Raw genomic sequence first — 16,894 nt, 5'->3', positions numbered from 1 at the left:
AAAACAAAAATATGAAATATATGAGTATCGGAAATATGCTTTTTGCTGCTTTATTGTGTGCATGCAGCGAGAATGGACTAGACAGTTATGAATACCGGAAAATAGAAACGGTAAATGAGACCCCGAAAACGTATTACTTAGATGCTACGGCTGGTAGCGACGAGAACGAAGGTACTTCTCCGGAAAAGGCGTGGAAGACCCTGGATAAAGCGAGTACTTTCAAGTATCAGCCCGGTGATGCCCTGTTCTTAAAAAGAGGCGAGACCTTTGAGGGGGTGTTGGACATCACGGCAGAAGGTACAAAAAAACAGCCTGTCGTGATTGATGCGTATGGTGAAGAGGAGAAAGAAAAGCCTCTTGTAAAGGGAAGACAAATGGATTTGTATGCTGCACGTATCTATAATTCTTCTTATGTGACGATGCAGCACATTGCCATCGAAAACAAAGGCGAATACTTATCTTCGCGCTCAGGACTGAAGATTGAATGTAAAGATTATGGTACGTCCAGAGGCCTTGTCATTAGAGAACTGACTGTGCAGAACGTCACTGGAGCTTATACAATGGAGCATGCTCCAAAGGACAAATACAGTGGAGCCATCATGCTTTCCAACACAGGAAAGGAGAAAAAAACGAAATTTGAGAAATTGCTTATCGAGAACTGCCACATCGTCAACTGTACCCGTAACGGCATCTTTTGGAGCGGTTCGGGAAGCGCTTATTGCAACCGTGCGAACTGGTATCCAAATAGTGATATCATTATTCGCGGTAATCTGTTGGAGAAAGTACCCGGTGACGGTATCCTGCCAATGGGATGCGACGGTGTGCTGGTCGAGTATAATGTAATGAGGGAGTGCCCGTGGTTGGGAAAGAAATGGAGGGCGGCAGCCGGGTTCTGGCCTTGGAGCAGCGACAATGTGACCATTCAATATAACTTTGTGGACGGTCATCAGGCCATGACGGACGGACAGGCTTTTGACTGCGATTATAACTGCCGGAACACGGTGATACAATACAATTACAGCACTAACAATCATGGTGGTTTTGTGCTTTTCTGCGATGATCCTAGCGCTACTCATATCAATAATATCGGTGTGTTGGAAAGTAAAGTAAGATATAACATCAGTATCAACGATGGGATACGTCCTGAAAAAGAGGAGAAAGATCCCTCTGCCCTAATTCATTTTTCGGGTGGTGCCGTAAATCCGCAGATAGATCATAACATCATCCACACTTCTCCCACCAAAGTAAAAGACGATTATGACTTCAGCCTGGTGACGGCGTCTAATGGACGAGCTTTAGTGAAGAACCCTGTATTCCGGAGTAACGTGTTTTATGCACCTTATCAAACCAAGCCGCACAAGTTCGTCATGAACGGAGCCGATGCACTGTTTGAGAACAACTGGTATCTGGGGAACTGCACGGACATTCCGGAAGATGCGGGTGCGCGCAAGGCTTCTGATTACTATCAAGAACAAGTGGTTGGAGTCGATGCCGAAGGGTACGAAGGACTTTACAAATTAATGGAGAAGAAGACTGTATGTGGAAAAGAATTCTATTTTGTAAAAAGAGAAGCAGTTGAGGCTTTCTTTGCAGAGATGGAAAAGGAATGAAATTAATGAAAAAAGTAGAATTTATAAAATCATTCTTGTGCATAATGGATTTATGGTTTATTTCTTGTGCCTTGTCGGCACAAGAAATAAACCTTGCCGGAGAGTGGGAAGTTGCCTTGGACAGCTTGGATATTGGAGTAACTGAAAAATGGGCCGACAGATCTTTTCCTGATCATATTGTTTTACCGGGAACGCTTTGCGAAGGCGGGTATGGTATTCCTTGTTCGTTTAAGCCTGTAATGGATAAAGGTGTATTTGCTCAATTGAAGCGGAAATACGATTATGTAGGTGCGGCGTGGTACAGAAAAGAAGTACACGTTCCGGAATCTTGGAAAGGGAAGCAAGTATTTCTTACTTTAGAACGGGTTATTTGGCAGTCCCGTATATGGGTAAACGGTAAACCTGTAAATCATACAGGTGAGAGCTTGTCTGTTCCGCATTCTTTCGACATAGGCGGGCTTTTACTTCCCGGAAAGAAGAATACGTTGGTGCTTCGTATCGATAACCGTCCTCCAAAAGAAATCAAGGCTACCAATTGGTCACACGCCTATACAAATCAGTCTCAGACGATTTGGAATGGTGTTGTAGGGAAAATTGCATTGACGGTCAAGAACCGTAACTGGATAGAAACAATGGAATTGATTCCGGATGTAGACAATGAGAAAGTAAGAGTGAGAATTTGTCTTGGCGGTGAAGATGCGTCTTTCTCGAAGCCCGATTTCCGCTTCTTTGTGGAAACACCGGCAGGTAAAAGGCTCCCGGTTCGGAAGTCTTCTGTTGTCGGTAATGAGATCTGTTTTGATTATCCTATACATGAGATGAAGACTTGGGATGAATTTGCGCCGAATTTGTATGAGGCTGTTGCAATTCTCCGGGTAGACGGTAAAAAGGAGCGTAGAACCGAGCAGTTCGGTATGCGTAAACTTACCAACGAACACTCACTGTTACAGATAAACGGGAGAAGGCTTTTTCTCAGAGGTACTTTGGAATGTTGTGTATTCCCGTTGACTGGTTACCCGCCTACGGGTGAACCTGGCTGGGAGAAAGTTTTTCGTACTGCCCGTAATTATGGATTGAACCATCTGCGCTTCCATTCCTGGTGTCCGCCGGAAGCAGCTTTCCGTGTCGCGGACAGAATGGGGTTCTACTTGCAAGTGGAACTGCCGTGGTGGGATTTGAAGATAGGTTCGGATAAAGGCATTATCGCTTTTCAGTCCCGTGAAGCAGAACGTATTATGAATACGTATGGAAACCATCCTTCTTTTTGTTTCTGGAGTTTGGGTAACGAACTTAAGGGGGATTATGAGGTACTGGATGACATTCTCGTCTATTTAAGGGAGAATGACGGAAAACGTCGTTTGTATAGTGCCACTACGTTCTCTTTTGGCGACAAGCATGGGCGGTGGCCGGAATCCAATGATGATTTTTGGGTGACACAATGGACCAAGAAAGGATGGATACGCGGACAAGGTATCTTTGATACTAAACCGATCTGTTTCAATGAGGATTACTCTGCTTCAATTGAGGGTCTTACCGTACCGGTTGTGGCGCATGAAGTCGGTCAGTATGGCATATATCCGGATTTAAAAGGGATTGGTAAATATACCGGTTGTCTATTACCGTTGGGCCTTGAGGCGGTAGCCAAAGACTTGGAGAAAAAAGGACGGTTGGACATGGCGGATGATTATTTGACCGCCAGCGGTATGTTTGCCAAATTATTGTATAAAGAAGAAATAGAGAGAGCTTTGAAAACTCCTGGCTTCAGCGGATTCCAGCTTTTGGGACTGCGCGATTTTCCCGGACAAAGTATGTCTTTGGTCGGAGTCCTTGATGCATTTTGGGACAGTAAAGGTATAGTGTCTGCTGAAGAATTCCGACGGTTTTGTGCTCCGGTAGTACCGTTGGCCCGTTTTGAAAAGGCTGTCTATATGAATAATGAGACACTTGATGTAATGTTTGAGGCAGCTAACTTCAGCAGTGAAGAACTGAAACAGATGTGCCCGAAGTGGAGTTTGAAAGACATGGCAGGGACTTCTTTTGAGGAAGGTTCGTTACCTGTTCGGAACATACCTGTCGGCAACGCTTGTTCCTTGGGAGCCGTTTCAATATCTTTATCGGAAATAGATGTTGCGAAACAGTTGATTCTGTCATTGGAAATGGGGGAGTGGAAGAACAGCTGGCATGTATGGGTATATCCTTCCCGATTGCCGAATGCAGTGAAGGACATCGTCTATACCAGGGATTTGGAGGAAGCCAAGGATGCTTTACGGCTTGGAAAGAAGGTGCTGTTGAATCCGACTCCGGAGGCTGTTTATGGAATAAATGGAAAATTTGTTCCCGTGTTTTGGAGTCCGCTTCATTTTCCGAAACAGGTTGGGACAATGGGAATACTTTGCGATCCTACCCATCCGTCATTGGTGCATTTTCCTACGGAAAGGCATAGCAATTGGCAATGGTGGGATATTTGCAAGCATGCTGCGGTGATGGAATTAGACAGAATTGACGCTGATTTGCGACCTATAATCTGTATGATGGACAACTTTTTTAAGAATAGGAATTTGGCTCTGTTGTTCGAGGCTCGGGTCGGCAAAGGACGGCTTTTGGTCTGTAGCGTAGACTTTATGAAGAATTCGGACACACGACCTGTATCCCGTCAACTGCGTTATAGCTTGTTGAAATATATGGATAGCAGGTCATTTGATCCGAAAAACGAACTCTCGGAAGAACAGCTTCAATGTCTGTTCCACCCCTGATTTTAGGAAAATCATGTATTGGAATATTGTTCTTTGTTAGAGCCTGTTTTAAACTTTGTTTTTTACAGGCTCTAATTGTGAGGATTATTAACCGGAGATATCCATTAAAGAGATCTTTCCCACTCCCGATACGAAATCAGCAGTCCCACCACTTCCGAATAGTTTTTCCGACCGCTCTCTATCTTGTTTCCTTTCAGATAGAGGTCATATATCCAATCCTGTACCGCTCCTGCCACCGGACTGTATTTCGCTGCCCAATACGCTTGATTGTCTTTTGCCAGTTCAATTATTTCCGGGCGGATACGTTCAGACAGTTGAGTGTATTCTTCCCCCGACAACAACCTGCGTGCGTTTCCCAATACATGGCCGAGTACGGAAAAATAGCCGGAAAAACGAATATCCATTGCTTGGGAACGGGTACAGACTTGATAAGCATAGAAATTGGCTTCCGCTTCGCTTGTGATGCCCAGCAGATGCGCCAGTTCGTGAGCATAAGTGGCCGGATAGTTAGCGGGAAGCAAATCTCCATTCAGTGTAAACTCACAGAAGAAAGGCCCCATACTGCCCGTCACCCCTACCATCGAGATAAACGGAGTGAACAGCATTGTTTTTGCTTTGAGATAATCATGTGGCGGACGGTGCACCCCGAGGCTGTCGCTCAGCTGATTATAAATTCGTACGGTTTCTTCACGCACCAAATCCTGATTGATACTATTCACCGGAGTATAGGAACGATTGAGTTGCGTGATATAATCATTCACAAACTCTTTAAAATTCTCCGGCGTATAGGCTGTGTAAGGAATCTCAGTCCGTTGATAAAAGTTCTTTTGGGAATAATTGAGTCCCCAGGCAAGATAGAACCACACGTAAATCCATAACAGGTATTCTCCGTCACGTAATAAAACTCTCTTCCAAGGCAGTTTCTTGCGGAAACGGCCGTAAATAGGATAAACGATAACCCCTACGATACTGAGGAAGATAAACAAATCTCCTATCGCAAAAGGGAATAGATTGGAAATAGCTGATAAACCATAGGAAATAAAGGGGTAGATTGTTTGAGAATATACGGTTGCCAAGGCAGGAATCAACTGCGTCATCCATACTAAAAGCAGTAATACTCCCAATACTATATGTCTGTTTTTCAACCACCGTTTTATCATTCATTCGGATTTTGGTCAACAAAAATATGCATTTAATAGACGTTACGCGAAAAAATACCTCTATTTTTAATGAAAAACTGTTAAGGGCTGAATTTAAATTATTAATTTTGCACCCGTTATTTCTGAATATACAATCTATTATATACATAAAGCAATATGGAATTAGCAAGTAAGTACAATCCCGCTGATGTGGAGGGAAAGTGGTACCAGTATTGGCTGGACAATCATTTATTCAGTTCTAAACCCGATGGTCGTGAACCTTACACCATCGTCATCCCTCCTCCTAATGTCACCGGTGTGTTGCACATGGGACATATGCTTAATAATACCATTCAGGATATTTTGGTTCGCCGTGCCCGTATGGAAGGCAAAAATGCCTGCTGGGTGCCGGGAACTGACCATGCTTCCATCGCCACTGAAGCGAAAGTCGTAAACAAACTTGCCGCGCAAGGTATCAAGAAAACCGACTTGACCCGTGACGAATTTCTGAAACATGCCTGGGACTGGACGGACGAACATGGAGGTATCATCCTCAAACAGCTTCGCAAGCTCGGTGCATCCTGCGACTGGGATCGTACAGCCTTTACTATGGACGAGAAACGTAGCGAAAGCGTTATCAAAGTATTCGTTGATTTGTTCGATAAAGGACTGATCTATCGCGGAGTCCGTATGGTGAACTGGGACCCGAAAGCGCTGACTGCCCTTTCGGACGAAGAGGTCATCTACAAAGAAGAACATGGAAAACTGTATTATCTCCGCTATAAGGTAGAAGGTGATCCGGAAGGTCGCTACGCGGTTGTTGCAACAACCCGTCCTGAAACAATTATGGGTGATACGGCTATGTGTATCAATCCGAACGACCCGAAGAACGAATGGCTGAAAGGAAAGAAAGTGATCGTTCCGCTGGTAAACCGTGTCATTCCTGTGATTGAGGATGATTATGTAGACATCGAATTCGGTACGGGTTGTCTGAAAGTAACCCCGGCCCATGATGTAAACGACTATATGCTGGGTGAAAAATACAACTTGCCTAGTATCGATATTTTCAATGACAACGGTACATTGAGCGAAGCTGCCGGTATGTATATCGGTATGGACCGTTTCGATGTTCGTAAGCAGATCGAGAAGGACCTCGAAGCTGCCGGATTGCTGGAAAAAATAGAAGCCTATACAAATAAGGTAGGATATTCGGAACGTACCAACGTTGTGATCGAACCGAAATTGTCTATGCAATGGTTCCTCAAGATGCAACATTTTGCAGATATGGCATTGCCTCCGGTAATGAACGACGATCTGAAATTCTACCCTGCCAAATACAAGAATACCTACCGTCACTGGATGGAAAACATCAAAGACTGGTGTATCAGCCGTCAGTTGTGGTGGGGACATCGTATTCCTGCATACTTCCTGCCGGAAGGTGGCTATGTAGTAGCCGCTACTCCCGAGGAAGCTCTGGCAAAAGCAAAAGAAAAGACGGGTAATGCCGCCCTGACAATGGAAGACCTTCGTCAGGATGAAGATTGCCTGGACACTTGGTTCTCTTCCTGGTTGTGGCCTATCTCTTTGTTTGACGGAATCAACAACCCGGGCAACGAAGAAATCAAATACTACTATCCGACAAGCGACCTTGTGACAGGACCGGACATTATCTTCTTCTGGGTAGCCCGTATGATTATGGCAGGTTATGAATATGAAGGAAAAATGCCGTTTAAGAACGTTTACTTCACGGGTATCGTTCGTGATAAGCTGGGTCGTAAGATGTCCAAGTCGCTCGGTAACTCTCCTGATCCGCTCGAACTGATTGACAAATATGGTGCTGACGGTGTACGTATGGGTATGATGCTTTCAGCTCCCGCCGGAAACGACATTCTTTTCGACGACGCCCTTTGCGAACAGGGACGTAACTTCTGCAACAAGATATGGAATGCTTTCCGTCTGATTAAAGGATGGACAAACGGTATGGGGTCCGTTCCCATTCCCGCTGATGCGCATTTGGCTGTTCAATGGTTTGATCAAAGATTGGATGCGGCGGCAGTTGAAGTAGCTGATCTTTTCTCTAAATATCGTTTGAGTGAAGCGTTGATGTTGGTTTATAAGCTGTTCTGGGATGAATTTTCTTCTTGGTTGCTGGAAATAGTGAAACCGGCTTACGGGCAACCTGTAAATGGTTTTATTTATGATATGGTTCTTAGCTCTTTCGAACGTCTGCTTGAAATGCTTCATCCTTTCATGCCGTTTATTACAGAAGAACTGTGGCAGCAACTGCGTGAACGTAAACCGGGGGCTAGCTTGATGGTAACCCAAATGTTCGAGCCGAATGAAGTGAATGAGAAATTCCTGCAAGAGTTTGAGGTTGCTAAGGAAATTATCAGTAATGTTCGCAGTATTCGTTTGCAGAAGAATATTGCCATGAAAGAACAACTTGAATTACAGGTTGTAGGCAGTCATCCGGTAGAGAAGATGAATCCGGTTATCATTAAGATGTGTAATCTTTCTTCTCTTACAGTAGTGGAGAGCAAGCCGGAAGGTGCAGCTTCCTTCATGATTGGAACAACTGAATTCGCCGTTCCATTGGGGAATATGATTGATGTGAAAGCGGAGATCGCCCGTATGGAAGCGGAACTCAAACACAAAGAAGGGTTCTTGCAAGGAGTGCTGAAAAAACTTAGCAACGAGAAATTCGTTAATAATGCTCCGGCGGCTGTTCTTGAATTGGAACGTAAGAAACAGGCAGATGCGGAAAGTATTATCAAATCTTTGAAAGAAAGTATTGAGGCTTTGAAGAAGGTATAACTTTCTGATACTTTTGGTATATGTAAGGCATCTCAATTAGATTTGGGATGCCTTCTGTTTTTAATTCAATAAGTGCTGTTTCTTCTTAATTAACTTTTAATATTGAATATTTCGTTCCAATCTAAGCGCTGGAACGAATCAGCTTGATAGAAAGAATTGTAATTAGTGAAGGAGTTTATTTTTCTAACAGCTCTTTTAAGAAATCGTCCAATTCCTTATCCAATCCTTTCAGAAGTTCATCGTTTACCAGTATCGTATCGTCGTCTATTAATAATAGCTCGGCTACGGTTTCTTTTTCTTCATCTACCAGAACGAATGAGTAAGGCTTCAAGATGGTAATCTTCTCGAAGTCCCCCGCCTCCTTCATTCTGCACAGGATACTGCGCAAAGAAGGTTCTACATTTTCCAAAAAATCATCACCGTCGTATGTAGCCCATTCTTCTATCATGACGTTGGCTAATTCTTCATCATCATCGTTGTAAACATTAAGTTGCCCTGAAGTCTGGTCCGGTTGGAGGTGGATATCGGTTACTGCTGTTTGTTCACAGTTACAGGTGTATTTAGCGACTGCCTTTTGGATAGCCGATTTGATAATAGATAGTGATTGTTCGCTCAATTTCATGGATTCCTTCTTTTTGTTAGCTCAAAGGTATAAAAAAAATAAGATTTGATACACGATTTCTTTAAAAATCATCATTAAATCGGTTCATTTGTAGCTTAAGCTTGGATAATTGGGCGTTTCTCTCCTTCAATTCGGTTAAATAGAGGCTGATGTAGAAGTAATTCGGTGCTTCGTCGGTATTGATTTTATTGTTGCCGGTATTCTTTTTCAATTCTGTTTTCCGGGCGTGTTGTTGAGCGGTAGTAGCCCATTTTTCCGCTTTTGCCAGACTATCTTTCATCTCATAATAAACAGCTATATTAAGAGCTGCACGCATCTTTTTCTTTTCGTTTTTAGTCGATTGGTAGGCTTGATTCCAAAGTTCGTATGCTTCGTCCCACGAATTTTCGCGTACATAAATAGCCGCATCGCGCATGGGGACGGAGCCACCGGTATACAGATAACGTTTCCCGTTCTTCCAGATAGGGACAATATATTTTACGGGTACGGTTCCTGCGAACTCAGAAGCCTCTTTCAGCATATCTTTTGTGGGGATGATTTGTGCGGCGGCTTCTGTAGGTGAAATTCCGAAATCCTCCCAGAAAATGCTGTCATTGAGACGGATAGTAGCCATCGGTTTACTCCGTTCGGGCAGGTATACGGATACCGTTGGATAGACTTTCGCATCTATTGCACCTTGATAACACCCGAATTCCTCCAAGTAACGTACTGTTTTCGTTATTTTGAATTGCAGATTTTCCAAAGCAATAATCAGATCTACTCTCAGATCGGAAGCTAGCTGGCGGACTTCCTCTTGAGAAAGTGTACTTTCACGGGAGATTTTATCGTTTGTCCGCAAGGCAGAGTCGCAAATCACCACTTCGTCAAAGTAGTTCTGATGCGCTATTTCTTCCGCCATCGCTTCTGCCGCAACCTTAGGATCGCCATTGGCATAAGCTATGGCACGGCTTATTTCAACTCTATTGTCTTTCGATTTTTTAGTTTGGGGAGTCAGCTTATCGTCCGGTGCATTACTTGTATTATTTACGATGGCCACTTTACGAAGTTGAGGAGGAAAACTCAAATCGGCAGGTTGCAGATAATCAATGGAAATCTGTTCTATACTTTGACAGCTGCCGAATAGCAATAGAAACAGAGAAACGAATGCCAATGAATAAGATTTTGCCATAGTCAATACAATTTAATACATTTAGTAGTTTGAACAAAAGTACTATTTTGAAAGAACAAAAGAAAGCCTCAAACAGTTTTTAACCGTTTAAGGCTTTCTTTTATAATTGGAAGATAGGGAGCGCCGGGTACAAATTCTGTCGTCTGCTCCTTACCTCATTGATCAAAGATTTCTTCCGTGACAGTTCTTGTACTTCTTACCGCTTCCGCATGGACAAGGATCGTTGCGCCCTACCGTTTTCTCGGCGCGAATCGGTTCGCGTTTCTGCTGTTCGCGGGTATCCTGGTTGGCGGCAGCCTGTTGGTTCGGATCGTTCAAATCCTGTTTGTTCTCACGATACTTGCTCATGTCCTGACGTTGTTCCGGAGCAGCCTGACGTACTTCTACTCGGCGTGCGGACGGTTCGTCCGGAGCTTCCTGTACAGGAATTTGTCCACGCATCAGGATAGACACAGTCTGGTTGTTGATTTTGTTCACCATTGCGTCAAACAGCGTTACGGATTCCAGCTTGTAAATCAATAACGGGTCTTTTTGTTCGTAGCTGGCGTTCTGTACCGAATGTTTCAGTTCGTCCAGTTCACGCAAATTCTCTTTCCATGCTTCATCGATCACGTGGAGCAGGATTGATTTCTCGAATGATTTCACCACCTCTTTCGATTCCGATTCGTAAGCCGCTTTCAGGTTACAAGAGATGTTGTACATACGTTTGCCGTCCGTAATAGGAATCAGAATGTTTTCATACATATGTCCTTGATTCTCATATACTTGTTTGATAACCGGATTAGCGATTTGGGCCAGACGTTCGGTCTTGCGTTTGAAATTCTCCATCGCAATGTTGAAAGTCTTGTCGGCTAATTTCTCTTTCTTCTCGTTGCGGAACTCTTCCTCTGTGAACGGAGTTTCCATAGCCAACGTTTGGAGCAGTTCCATCTGACAACCCTCGTAGTCATTATTTTCGATGGCATTCGCGCAACGATCCCAAATCATATTTACGATATCCATACCGATACGTTCACCCATCAGCGCATGGCGGCGTTTCGTGTAGACAACCGTACGTTGCTTGTTCATAACGTCGTCGTATTCCAACAGACGCTTACGGATACCGAAGTTGTTTTCTTCTACCTTCTTCTGGGCGCGTTCGATAGAGTTGGAAATCATTTTATGCTCAATCATTTCGCCTTCCTGGAAACCGAGTCTATCCATTACGCTTGCGATACGGTCGGAAGAGAACAGACGCATCAAGTCATCTTCCAGTGATACGAAGAATACAGAAGAACCCGGGTCACCCTGACGTCCTGCACGACCACGCAACTGGCGGTCTACACGGCGGGACTCATGACGTTCTGTACCGATAATCGCCAAACCGCCCGCAGCCTTTACCTCCGGACTTAGTTTGATATCCGTACCACGACCTGCCATGTTGGTTGCAATCGTTACCGCGCAACTCAAACCGGCTTTCGCTACGATTTCGGCTTCTTTCTGGTGCAACTTCGCATTCAATACATTATGTTCAATCTTACGCATGGTCAGCATTTTACTCAGCATTTCGGAGATTTCTACCGAAGTGGTACCTACCAACACCGGACGTCCTGCCTGAACCAATTGTTCGATTTCCTCGATCACGGCTTTATATTTTTCACGCTTAGTCTTGTAAACGCGGTCGTTCATGTCTTTGCGGGCAATCGGACGGTTGGTCGGGATTACCACAACATCCAATTTATAAATGTCCCAAAGTTCGCCTGCTTCCGTCTCGGCAGTACCGGTCATACCGGACAGCTTGTGATACATACGGAAGTAGTTCTGCAAAGTAATCGTGGCGAAAGTCTGCGTAGCAGCTTCCACTTTCACGCGTTCCTTTGCTTCGATAGCCTGATGCAGTCCGTCAGAATAGCGGCGACCTTCCATGATACGTCCGGTCTGTTCGTCTACAATCTTCACTTGTCCGTCGATAACCACATACTCGTCATCTTTCTCGAACATGGTGTACGCCTTCAATAATTGGTTGATCGTATGTACGCGTTCCGATTTAATGGCGTAGTTAGTCAGTAGTTCGTCCTTCTTCTGAAGTTTTTCCTCGTTAGTCAGGTCCGGCACATTCTCCAGTTCCGAGAGTTGTCCGGCGATATCGGGGAGTACGAACAAGGTCGGGTCTTCTGAGTTGCCGGTAATCAGGTCTACACCTTTGTCTGTCAAATCTACGCTGTTCAGCTTCTCGTCGATGACGAAATACAACGGATCAGTCACCTCATGCATACGCTTGTTGTTCTGCTCCATATAAATTTCCTCTGTCTTGAGCATACCGGCCTTGATGCCTTGCTCACTCAAGAACTTAATCAACGCTTTATTTTTAGGCAATGCTTTATGACTCCGGTACAAAGCGAGGAATCCCTCTTCCATATCTTTCTTGTCACCGGTTGCGATCAGCTTCTTGGCCTCAGACAAATATTTGGTAGCCAATATCTTCTGCGCTTCTACCAGACGTTCAACCAACGGACGGAGTTGTTCGAATAATTGGTCATCGCCTTTCGGCACAGGACCGGAAATAATCAACGGAGTACGTGCGTCGTCAATCAATACGGAGTCAACCTCATCGACAATCGCGTAGTTGTGCTGACGTTGTACAAGGTCTTTCGGACTGATAGCCATATTGTCACGCAGGTAATCGAAACCGAATTCGTTGTTCGTTCCGAAAGTGATATCGGCCAGATATGCCTGACGACGTGCGTCGGAGTTCGGTTGATGGCGATCGATACAATCCACACTCAGACCGTGGAACATATAGAGAGGCCCCATCCATTCGGAGTCACGTTTTGCCAAATAGTCGTTCACGGTTACCACATGAACACCGTTTCCGGTCAATGCGTTCAGGAATACCGGGAGGGTAGCTACCAATGTCTTACCTTCACCGGTTGCCATTTCCGCAATCTTGCCTTTATGGAGAACGACACCACCAAACAACTGTACGTCGTAGTGAACCATGTTCCACACCGTGTCGTTACCACCGGCTATCCAGTGATTCTGATAAATGGCTTTGTCTCCCTCGATGCGTACAAAATCCTTTGTTGTAGCGAGCTGGCGGTCGAATTCCGTGGCAGTCACTACAATTTCTTCATTTTCGGCAAAACGTTTGGCAGTTGCCTTAACGATGGAGAAAGCAACGGGCAATACTTCGTCCAATGCTTTTTCATATTTCTCCAGAATTTCTTTTTCTATCTTGTCTATTTGCGCAAATACTTCTTCGCGGTCTTCCAGTTCAAGGCTTTCGATACTCGCTTTCAGTTCTTCCACTTTCGCACGTTCGGCAGTTGCTGATTCGCGGATATATTTTTTGAGTTCTTCCGTTTTTGCGCGGAGTGCGTCGTTATCCAGTTTCTCAACCTCCGGGTAGGCAGCTTTAATCTTCTCCACCCAGGGCTTGATTTCTTTCATGTCTCGTGTGGATTTGTTTCCGAAAATCGAGCTTAAAAATTCATTAAATCCCATGTTCTATTATTTAGTTTATTATTTATCTTTTTTGCACCACGGATTTCACAGATTCTCACGGATCTTTTATACAGGACACAGATTTTTCTTTTCAATCTGAGTGAATCTGTGGGATCCATGGTGGATAATCCCTGCAAAGTTACATTAAAATGCTGATTTATTTATGTTTTGCACCCTGTTTTTATGAGTAAACTTTTACCGCAAGTCGGTAATAGGGGCGGAGCTGCAGGCATTGGGAGCCCGGATACGCATGAAATGAGCCAGTGTAGGCGCAATATGTTCAATGGTTACAGGAGTCTGTATGATAGCCGGTTTCACCGAGTGACCGATGAAAATCAGCGGTGAGGGGATGAACGAATGGCGTACCACCTTGTTCTCGTGGCTGTTCTCGTCAACGATTGACCATCCGGGAAGAACATCGATTACCAGATCCCCCGAGCGTTTACGATGATATCCGTTACGTATTTTGTGGATTTCCGGAGTCCACGAACCCAACAGAAGCCTGTTGGCGGAATATGCCTCATTCACTCCACTGAATTGCATCAGGAATTCGGCGGACTTCTCTTGTACTTCCGTCAGATTGAGTTGCTTTTGTTCCAGCAACTTATGATTCAGATAAATCTGTTGGTTGTGATAAGTTTCCACATACTTTCCTTCTCCGTACGTAGCCATCAGATACATATTCAGCAAAGCGGCGCAACGGTTGAGGTAGAACTCTCCTCCGGGAATTTTGTATAATCCCGAATCAGACGATTCGCTGTCTGTATATCCGGTGGAAGTGACGAAGATGAGCACGTTCTGCAAGCCCACTTTCCTATCGAGCAGTTCGAGCAGGTTGGCAATACTACGGTCAATGCGCACGTAGGTATCCTGCATTTCCATTGCACATTCCTGTACGGATTTATGTGCGTAGTTGCCGGCATAATAAGTCAGTGCCAATAAGTCAGTAATGTCGTCCATGCCGATTGAACTCTTGTTCAATGCTTCTTCGGCAAGCGCATTCACTTCATCGTTCACGAAAGGGCTGGTGATGAAACGGCGGTACTTGTTGTTGCGGTCGTCATCAAATTTATATTTGAAAACCATATCCCGCCAATCTGGCAAGAATGTGTACATCCCGCGAGGAAATACCGGTTCCCATACGATATTCGCAATACGGAAATCGACGGCTTGGCGGTCGTTGTACTGACTTGCCCACCAAGGAAATTCTCCGTAATAAGTTGTTCCGCTCCATTTTCCCGTGTTGGGATTGAGCCAGAAAGCACCGTTCCCGGCATGTCCGGCGGCAAGAATCGCCGCGTCACATTTGGGGGCGATGGCATATACAAGCCCCTTGCCTTGAGTCGCTATTTTGAGCTCATCGGCAATGGTGGAAGTCAATAATTTGGAAGGAGAACACGTCTGGTCGGTATAGTACCCCATGAAAGCCGTGTCGTCTGTGCTGTTGACAGGACGTAGGGTAGCCGCGTCCATCCATCGCTTGGAGATGATTCCGTTCATGGAGGGAGTCGTTCCGCTGTAAATGGCGGCTATGGCAGACGAGCGGTCTACACCGCTGAAAGTATATTCGGCATTATAGAACACTCTTCCCTCTTTCCAAAGGCGTTTGAAACCTTTCTCTCCGTAAAGTGATGAGAATGCTTCCAAGTAGTCCGTACGCAGTTGGTCAATCGTTAGTCCCACCACGAGCTTGGGTGCGGCAGGCAACGACTGGGCTTGTAGCCCGGTGAAGGTAAGTACGGTGATAAGGGAAGTCAGTAATCCTTTCATTATTTCTTTTTAGATGTCACAATTAAGTTGCTCACTGAACGTACCAGCAAACTGAGTGCCAAAGGTACAACAGCTAAGTCAAATCTTTGTGGAATTAGCGGAAAAAGCACTATAAAAAGTGTTAAAACGATCAAATTCAAGGTCAGATACCAACATTTCTTTCCTTTTCGGTCACAATAAATGATGTAGGGAAGGAAGAGAAGTTGTCCGGGATGAAACACGAACAATAAGAAATTGGAACTGACGGCCGGGTGTTCGGAAAAGAAAGCCAGAAAGGCAAGAACACAACCTACGATACCTGCCGCGCTGAAAAGGAAGAGGTCTACTCCCCATAGTCCGGTTCTTCGACGGATACCGTAGATGGTAGCGCCGACTGTCAATATAAATAAAAGCAGGGCGCATTGTAACGGAGTGAATATCCAGCCGCTTTCATCCGTCCCGGGAGTGGCGTCTACAATCAGTCGGGCGGCTTCCGCAAGCGGTCGCTGAATGGAGTCATTCTCAATTTGCGCTCCGGCAAAAGCATCCATCAGATAAAATGGGGCAAACATCATCTGTCGCTGTGTGATAGGACGGTCTGCTTCGCTTCCGATACATAAGTCAATGCCGAAGCGTGCCCACGGATGACCTTTGCAATATTGATGCACGATGTCGCGGAAAGACCGTGAGCCGTCCTGCGGTTTTGCGGGATAAATCACTTTTCCGGCAATACTTTCTTCTATCTTGTCGCGGGGGCGGGTGGCGCAATTGTCGTAAAAAAAATTATAACGATACACCCGGTTCTCGGGCCGATAATTCTCTTGTAGCAGACGGATTAATTCGGCCTTTTCTCTTTCGGTCAGGTTCAGAGTCTGTTGCCATACGCTACGTCCGAAGAATGCGTATTCTGCCGCAAAATGGGCATAATCGGTTGCGCCTAGTTGATAATCTGTCTCTCCGAGAGAGAAGCGAAGTATGAAGTTGGGGGTGTTGAAGCTGAACAGACCGTAGTTGAAAACTACGTCAATCCCTTGTGAAGGATTTTCGTAACGGATGGCTGTATGTCCGAACAGAGAATAAATCTCCTCGCCGGGAGCACAGGTCAGCAGGCTGATACGGATGGAGTCATGACCGTCTGCGGCCGGACCGTTGCTTTTCATTGCGGACACATCAGTGGTGGAAAAGAACAACATGAATAGCACAAGCGGCGACATACAGCGGAAAAAGTCATTAAATCGTTTCATCGGACGTTTCTTTTGGGGAAATTCTTTTTATTCGGCGGCGAATATACGAAGAATCGATGTATACTACTTATTGTTTTCTCTATATTATTATATTTATTAGAAAAAAAGCGTGTTCTCTCGCGCCTGCGTCCGTGTACGTTATTACATAAAGAAAATCATAGGCTTTTACCCTCAAGATACCCTGTGCTGCACAGTGGTCATCTCTTTATAGCTAATTTTGCTTTCATTATAGCTAATCGGAACTTGTCAAATGTATGAAAATCTATAAAGCTTTCAAGTATACAAGTATGGTGAAATCACTTATATTTCAAT

General features: G+C 44.9%; 9 protein-coding genes. 3 read left to right on the top strand and 6 right to left on the bottom strand.

Going from position 1 to position 16,894, the window contains the following annotated elements; all coding sequences use genetic code 11:
• Positions 1-11 precede the first annotated feature (11 nt).
• A complete protein-coding gene (locus tag H8S63_RS11380) occupies positions 12-1,610 on the top strand; it encodes a right-handed parallel beta-helix repeat-containing protein (protein WP_186926834.1) in 1,599 nt (532 codons plus the stop codon).
• 5 nt (positions 1,611-1,615) lie between these two features.
• Positions 1,616-4,363, top strand: a complete 2,748-nt coding sequence (locus H8S63_RS11375) for a sugar-binding domain-containing protein (protein ID WP_186926833.1) — start codon at positions 1,616-1,618, stop codon at positions 4,361-4,363.
• A gap of 104 nt (positions 4,364-4,467) precedes the next feature.
• Here the strand turns inward: H8S63_RS11375 and H8S63_RS11370 are convergent, their stop codons facing one another.
• A complete protein-coding gene (locus H8S63_RS11370; protein ID WP_186926832.1) occupies positions 4,468-5,523 on the bottom strand; it encodes a DUF3810 domain-containing protein in 1,056 nt (351 codons plus the stop codon).
• A gap of 156 nt (positions 5,524-5,679) precedes the next feature.
• Here H8S63_RS11370 and H8S63_RS11365 point away from each other — a divergent pair, with 156 nt between their 5' ends.
• Positions 5,680-8,316: a valine--tRNA ligase gene (locus H8S63_RS11365; RefSeq protein ID WP_186926831.1), complete on the top strand. Its 2,637-nt coding sequence runs from the start codon at positions 5,680-5,682 to the stop codon at positions 8,314-8,316.
• Positions 8,317-8,491: 175 nt separating this feature from the next.
• On the opposite strand, the gene H8S63_RS11360 is transcribed toward H8S63_RS11365, so the two are convergent.
• From H8S63_RS11360 to H8S63_RS11340, 5 genes are all read right to left on the bottom strand, one after another.
• Positions 8,492-8,938, bottom strand: a complete 447-nt coding sequence (locus H8S63_RS11360; protein ID WP_007758332.1) for a hypothetical protein — start codon at positions 8,936-8,938, stop codon at positions 8,492-8,494.
• Positions 8,939-8,999: 61 nt separating this feature from the next.
• Entirely contained in the window at positions 9,000-10,106 is a 1,107-nt protein-coding gene (locus tag H8S63_RS11355) for a DUF6340 family protein (RefSeq protein ID WP_186926830.1), read from the bottom strand.
• Positions 10,107-10,268: 162 nt separating this feature from the next.
• Complete coding sequence (gene secA, locus H8S63_RS11350; RefSeq protein ID WP_007758327.1) at positions 10,269-13,589, bottom strand: preprotein translocase subunit SecA; 3,321 nt, start codon at positions 13,587-13,589, stop codon at positions 10,269-10,271.
• A 195-nt stretch (positions 13,590-13,784) separates the two neighbouring features.
• Entirely contained in the window at positions 13,785-15,359 is a 1,575-nt protein-coding gene (locus H8S63_RS11345; protein WP_186926829.1) for an alkaline phosphatase family protein, read from the bottom strand.
• Positions 15,359-16,531 (bottom strand): DUF4105 domain-containing protein, encoded by a 1,173-nt coding sequence (locus H8S63_RS11340; protein WP_186926880.1) that lies wholly within the window; start codon positions 16,529-16,531, stop codon positions 15,359-15,361. The genes H8S63_RS11345 and H8S63_RS11340 overlap by 1 nt, the downstream gene beginning before the upstream one ends.
• Between the last annotated feature and the right edge of the window lie 363 nt (positions 16,532-16,894).

Origin of the sequence: Bacteroides sp. NSJ-39, assembly GCF_014287315.1 — a bacterium.
GTDB lineage: Bacteria > Bacteroidota > Bacteroidia > Bacteroidales > Bacteroidaceae > Bacteroides > Bacteroides finegoldii.
Note: the sequence above shows the minus strand (reverse complement) of the source record. Positions and strands in the feature narration are given on the sequence as shown.

Excerpts from the sequence above, each read along its gene's own strand:
- H8S63_RS11355 (WP_186926830.1), bottom strand. The coding sequence starts at position 10,106 with ATGGCAAAATCTTATTCATTGGCATTCGTTTCTCTGTTTCTATTGCTA.
- H8S63_RS11380 (WP_186926834.1), top strand. The coding sequence starts at position 12 with ATGAAATATATGAGTATCGGAAATATGCTTTTTGCTGCTTTATTGTGT.
- H8S63_RS11365 (WP_186926831.1), top strand. The coding sequence starts at position 5,680 with ATGGAATTAGCAAGTAAGTACAATCCCGCTGATGTGGAGGGAAAGTGG.
- H8S63_RS11375 (WP_186926833.1), top strand. The coding sequence starts at position 1,616 with ATGAAAAAAGTAGAATTTATAAAATCATTCTTGTGCATAATGGATTTA.
- H8S63_RS11360 (WP_007758332.1), bottom strand. The coding sequence starts at position 8,938 with ATGAAATTGAGCGAACAATCACTATCTATTATCAAATCGGCTATCCAA.
- H8S63_RS11340 (WP_186926880.1), bottom strand. The coding sequence starts at position 16,531 with ATGTTGTTCTTTTCCACCACTGATGTGTCCGCAATGAAAAGCAACGGT.
- secA (WP_007758327.1), bottom strand. The coding sequence starts at position 13,589 with ATGGGATTTAATGAATTTTTAAGCTCGATTTTCGGAAACAAATCCACA.
- H8S63_RS11345 (WP_186926829.1), bottom strand. The coding sequence starts at position 15,359 with ATGAAAGGATTACTGACTTCCCTTATCACCGTACTTACCTTCACCGGG.
- H8S63_RS11370 (WP_186926832.1), bottom strand. The coding sequence starts at position 5,523 with ATGATAAAACGGTGGTTGAAAAACAGACATATAGTATTGGGAGTATTA.